Origin of the sequence: Leptolyngbya sp. AS-A5, from assembly GCF_039962495.1 — a bacterium.
Lineage (GTDB): Bacteria > Cyanobacteriota > Cyanobacteriia > Leptolyngbyales > Leptolyngbyaceae > Leptolyngbya.
On the sequence record NZ_JAMPLL010000077.1, the window covers coordinates 1 to 5181 of the forward strand.

Here is a 5181-nt window from a genome sequence, read left to right on the forward strand (position 1 = left end):
GCATCATAGGCTTTGTCGGCAAGCACTGTATCTGCAACTACATCGGGCAACAGTTTGTCGGCTGCATCCAAGTCAGAGGCTTGTCCAGGCGTAAGATGAAAGCTCAACGGATTATTAGAAATGGCGGAGATGCGAGGTTGTCCACAACGAGTCTGCACCTCTGAACAAACTAAACAATGGATTCAACCCCTTTTACTTCAGCGATATAAACTTCAACGCGAATATGATCAAGCGGTACTGATCTGTACAGAGCCTCCTGAAGGCGGCGAAGGTCAATGGGCAACTTCTCAAGATAAACCTGCTTTACAAGCCTACGCACAAGCTTATCTCACAGAGTGTGGTACAGGAAGTTTGGAGCATCCTTGGGACGATTGGATTCAACAACGACGGATTACAGTCCTGGAACAAGAAGGTCAGATTGTTGCAGTAGTTCGACAGGGTGCAACTATTGATTGTGCGATCGTAGTTGCGCCGTTTACATTCCCACAATTTCGTCGGCAGGGATTTGCTCGTCGCTTGCTCGCGTTTTTCATAACAGAGCAGTTACAGGACTATTCAGCCATGAAATTGTGGGTCGATCGGGATAATGCACCTGCACTAGCGCTTTATCGTTCTCTTGGATTTCACGAAATTGGAAGTTGTTACACTAGATATTCTAGAAATCATTGATTGCGATGAGAGGAACTCAACAAAAGCGAACTGTGTCTGCACCTCAGCCTGCGTTAGAAAAACTCAAGATTCAGTAAATAGATTAGGAACTGACAGATAATGCCTTTACCATCTGCAAGCATGGATTTCCTTCCCAAAGATGCAAAAATTCCTCAAGCGGCTTAAATCCCATTGACTCATAAAATGCTCTTGTTTTTGCATAGGGCAGATTGGGACGAGATAGACCGAGCGTTTTCACCTGCAAATACTCAATTCCTTGGAGTTGCAATTCTTGTTCTGCAAATTCAAAAAGCTGCTTCCCAACTCCTTGACGATGGAACTGGGGATGCACAGCTATCAGATAGATTTTAGCCGCAAAGTCGTTGTGCTGTTTGATCGATAGAAAGCCAATGACTTGTTGCTGGTTCCAGGCTAGAAAGGTCGGTAAGCGATCGATTGTTTGAACGTAGTGCGCGATCGCGGATTCGATCCCAAACCATTCTGAGAGGAGACGCAGAATTGGCTCACAAACGGTCGCTTGATTTAACTGAGCGGCTGAAATTTCAAACATACTACAGGAGAGCTTCAACGAGTTATTTCGCGTTGTAGCAATAGTCGCTGGTAGGCGATCGCAAAGTCCTCCATTGTAATTTGCAATGCAGCGGGATCACTCAAGCCTTGAACACGGTAGCGACGAACCGCCTCCAGCGCTGCTTGATTGCTGAGCAGTGCTAAATCTGCACCGTTCCATCCCTCGGTCTGCACAGCAAACGATTCTAAGTCCACATCCGCTAAGGGACGATCGTGATTATGAGCCTGCAAGATAGCAAGACGGCTCACTTGATCGGGGAGATCGACTTTGAGTTGCAAATCCAATCGTCCAGCTCTCAATAAAGCAGGATCTAATGTTTCTGGGCGATTGGTCGCCCCAATGAGAAGCACGTTAACGCAGTCATGCAAGCCGTCAAGTTCGGTGAGAAGTTGACCCACCACGCGATCACTGACCCCTGAATCGCTTTGATATCTCCCTCGTGCAGGCGCAAGCGTATCAATCTCATCTACAAATACGACACAAGGTGCTGCCTGCCGCGCCTTTGTGAACAATTCCCTCACCGCTTGTTCGGAAGCTCCAACCCATTTGCTCAGTAATTCTGGACCATTCACTGCAATGAAGTTCGCTCGTGCTTGAGCGGCAACGGCTTTCGCTAATAGCGTTTTTCCCGTTCCAGGCGGACCCCAAAGCAGAATGCCACGAGGTGCTTTGGCTTTTGTGTGGTGATACAGTTCGGGATAGAGTAACGCTCCTTCGACGGATTCTTGCAGGGTTTGCTTAACAGAGTCAAGTCCGCCGATCGCATCCCAAGTCACTTTAGGTGCTTCAATCTCAATCGATCGCAGCACCGCAGGTTTAATTTCTTTGATCGCCTGAAGAAAATCTGCTTGCGTGACGGTCATGCGATCCGGCAAGGAACTATCTAAAGTTGGTAATAGTCGCCGCAGGGCAAGGTAAGCCGCTTTTTGCGTCAAAGCTTTGAGGTCTGCGCCAACCATGCCGCCTGCTCGATCTGCGATCGCGTTGAGATCTATGGATTCATGCAACGGCATGGGAGCAGTTAGAATTTCGAGAATTTCCAAGCGTCCCGCCCGATCAGGAACCCGAAATGCAATCTCGCGATCGAAGCGTCCAGGACGGCGCAGTGCAGGATCAAGATGATCCGGGCGATTTGTTGCAGCCAGGACAATAATGCCTTTCGTTTTCGCGAATCCATCCATCAGGCTCAACAGTTGTGCGACAACTCGTTTTTCGACTTCCCCTTCTGCTTTGGCGCGATCGGGTGCAAGGCTATCGATTTCGTCAATGAAAATGATGCAGGGGGCAGAGCGAGTCGCTTTTTGAAAAATGCTTCGCAGTCGAGCTTCTGCTTCCCCATAATATTTGCCCATCACTTCCGGACCCACTAGCGCGATGTAGTTTATATCCAGATCAGCAGCTAATGCTCGCGCTGTGAGCGTCTTGCCCGTTCCGGGAGGACCTGTGAGCAAAACTCCGGTCGTCGGTTCTAATCCCAGGGCTGTTAATAGTTCAGGACGCTTCAGGGGAAGCTCCACCAGTTCGCGTAACTCGCGTAGCACCGATGATAGCCCACCCACTCCAGTAAGCGTAGGCGGTACATCATCTGTACTCGGCGGCGTGATGGGAACTGTAGAGATAGAGTCCGTTGATGGCTCATGGGTTGAACGGCTCCGCTCAGTCACGCGGATGTCAGACTCTTTCGGTTCGCGCCCTTCGATCACTCGGACGATATCCAGCAGTTCTTCAAAACCTTGATCGACGAGGGATTCCAGCTCTTCAAAAAAGTTATCCATACACCTTGCCTACCTCTATCTTCAGTATAGAGAGTTGCGATCGAGTCGGTTGGACCTTGGATGAAAGTCTTAGTGAAATAAAAAAGTTAGAGTACGGATTTCCAATGTCTCACCTCGGTAGATAGAAGCCCCGATCGTGCAGGAGATCGGATTGCTAGTGCTAGTTAAGTTGCCAGTACCAGGCCAATGTGGATCACTTTCCTTAACATCACATTCTCAACCTATCTCCCTGGGTGGAGGAACTCCTGACTCAAATAGAGCCAAGGTGAGATAGATAAGAGTGATTATGGTTAGCTCGCTCAGATTTAGTTAGTTAACAACAAATAACAAAAAGTATTTCTCAAGCTTCAGTCACAACAAGTAGAGCGAGCCGATGAAGAAATCACTTCGTTCGTTTCCCAATCTTGAATTAGGGGAGTATGACTATGGGAACGCGCTACTTTGCTTTAATTAGTGGTATTTTGTACGCTTTAGTTGGGATTGCAGGCTTTATTCCAGGAATGGTAGCAGCACCAGGGATAGGCGGACCGCCTGTTACATTAGATACGGGATATGGTTATCTACTTAGTCTTTTCCCGGTCAATATTCTTCATAACATTGTGCATCTGGGCGTTGGACTTTGGGGATTAGTCTCATACCGCAGCTATCTTGCTTCACGTACCTATGCTCGTGGATTAACAATCTTCTATGCGATTCTGGCAATCATGGGATTGTTCCCAGTTTTGAATACAACCTTTGGCTTGATTCCAATTTTCGGGCATGATATCTGGCTTCATGCACTTACCGCAGCGATCGCGGCTTATTTCGGCTTCAAAGCCCTCGACACGACGGTATTGCAGAATGATAAACAGGAAATGGTCAGTGGGCGTTCTCGCTGAAGCTAGCGTTGAGACTAGTTTCTGGACATTTGAATAGAGTCTGATTCAAGACACAGAAGCAGAGACATCGCAACGGTTGCCGATGCCCCTTGAGGCAGTTGTGCAACCGTTGTTTATTTATTCTGTTCTAAGGATGAGGCATACAAGCTTTGTAATTTTCTCACAACACAATTAGACAGTCCAACTGATGACAGGTCTAAGTTCAGGGCAGCGATCGTCATACGGAGGGAGCAATACTCTTCTCTTGTATCTGAAGCCATGATGTATAATCAGCATGCTTTGCATGTATTAGACATCACATCGATAGTATTACGTGTAGGGCAATTTGATCTACCCTTCTTTTTGTTAGACATGAGCCACTCACCGCTTTTTGATCGACTTGCTCACATTCTTCAAACAGTTCTCTACTGTCAGCAGCATCACCTTTCAACTCAAGATGGATTGGCGCATGTTGCCCATTTTGCAACCCAACGCACAACCCGGCGCAACCTACTCCTGCAAATGGGAAAGCTCACCGCAACAGGCACAATCGCAGGCATCGCTTCTGGTTCTCTCCATCGTGCGATTGCTGCTCCTAATTCCAGTGCTCCTAAAGTTGCGATCGTTGGGGCTGGATTAGCAGGGCTGACCTGTGCAGACGAACTCAGGAAACAAGGCATCATTGCCACACTCTACGAAGCAAGCAGTCGCGTTGGTGGACGGTGTTATTCGCTTAGTGGTACGTTCCCCAATCAAGTTGCCGAACGAGGTGGAGAATTTATCGACACGCTCCACAAAACGATGCTGGGGTATGCCCAGGAATTTAATTTACCGCTTGAGGACGTGAATAAGCAGCCCGGAGAAACCTTCTACTTCTTCAAGGGGCAGCGATATTCAGAAGCATCAGTTGTAGAAGAGTTTCGTGCGTTTGTTACTGCGATGCAGGAAGACTTGCGGTCGCTCTCCCAACAGCCGACCGCAGAAAACTTTACTGAACGAGATCGACAACTCGATCTCACATCGCTACAAACCTATCTCGACGATCGAGGTGCTGGAGATCTCATTAGAGCAGTAATCAAAGCAGCCTATACAGGCGAATACGGACGCGAGATTGATGAGCAAAGTTGTCTAGCATTTTTGTTATTCATTCACGCGGATCGACGATCCAAGTTTCAACCGTTTGGCGTTTTCAGCGATGAACGCTATCACGTTGTCGGTGGCAACCAAAAAATTGCGGAAGGATTGTACAATCGGTTGCAAAATCAGGTGCAATTGGGCAAACAGCTGGTTGCCGCTCGAAAAGATAGTG

5 protein-coding genes and 1 pseudogene are annotated in these 5181 nt (G+C 47.9%); 3 read left to right on the forward strand and 3 right to left on the reverse strand.

Annotated elements, in window-relative coordinates; genetic code table 11:
* A pseudogene (locus NC980_RS26110) lies at nucleotides 1–110 on the reverse strand (IS5/IS1182 family transposase); the annotation flags it as partial.
* 10 nt (nucleotides 111–120) lie between these two features.
* Between NC980_RS26110 and NC980_RS26115 the strand changes: the two are divergent.
* Nucleotides 121–669, forward strand: coding sequence for a GNAT family N-acetyltransferase (locus NC980_RS26115; RefSeq protein WP_190377311.1), 549 nt, complete (start codon nucleotides 121–123; stop codon nucleotides 667–669).
* An 82-nt stretch (nucleotides 670–751) separates the two neighbouring features.
* Here NC980_RS26115 and NC980_RS26120 read toward each other — a convergent pair whose 3' ends face one another.
* Nucleotides 752–1219 carry a GNAT family N-acetyltransferase gene (locus NC980_RS26120; RefSeq protein ID WP_190377312.1) on the reverse strand — a complete coding sequence of 156 codons (468 nt, stop codon included), beginning with the start codon at nucleotides 1217–1219 and terminating at the stop codon, nucleotides 752–754.
* 14 nt (nucleotides 1220–1233) lie between these two features.
* Nucleotides 1234–3015 (reverse strand): AAA family ATPase, encoded by a 1782-nt coding sequence (locus NC980_RS26125; protein WP_190377313.1) that lies wholly within the window; start codon nucleotides 3013–3015, stop codon nucleotides 1234–1236.
* 425 nt (nucleotides 3016–3440) lie between these two features.
* Here NC980_RS26125 and NC980_RS26130 point away from each other — a divergent pair, with 425 nt between their 5' ends.
* Nucleotides 3441–3893 (forward strand): DUF4383 domain-containing protein, encoded by a 453-nt coding sequence (locus tag NC980_RS26130; RefSeq protein WP_190377314.1) that lies wholly within the window; start codon nucleotides 3441–3443, stop codon nucleotides 3891–3893.
* Between the two features lie 351 nt (nucleotides 3894–4244).
* A partial coding sequence (locus NC980_RS26135; protein ID WP_190377315.1) for an FAD-dependent oxidoreductase occupies nucleotides 4245–5181 on the forward strand: 937 nt, incomplete at its 3' end.